A 250-nucleotide genomic window follows, 5' to 3' on the forward strand; every position below is an offset into this window, starting at 1 on the left:
GATACCAGGCAGCGTCCGCCTTCGGCCCCCACACCCGCTCCAGCCGCACCCCGTCCATGTCCTGCACCAACGCGTTGTCCATCACGCCGGCCGCATGCACCACACCCCGCAACCGGCGCCCCACACCGTCAAACCCCGCCAACAGCCCGGCAACCGCCTCCCGGTCGGCCACATCACACGCCACCACCTCCACCCGCGCCCCGGCACCCTCCAACTCCGCCACCAACCCCGCCGCACCCGGAGCACCCGC

General features: G+C 73.2%; 1 pseudogene. It reads right to left on the reverse strand.

The features are described from left to right. Window positions 1–223, reverse strand: a pseudogene (locus KUM40_RS36020) (KR domain-containing protein); the annotation flags it as partial. Between the last annotated feature and the right edge of the window lie 27 nt (window positions 224–250).

Source organism: Streptomyces sp. AC512_CC834, from assembly GCF_019049325.1.
GTDB lineage: Bacteria > Actinomycetota > Actinomycetes > Streptomycetales > Streptomycetaceae > Streptomyces.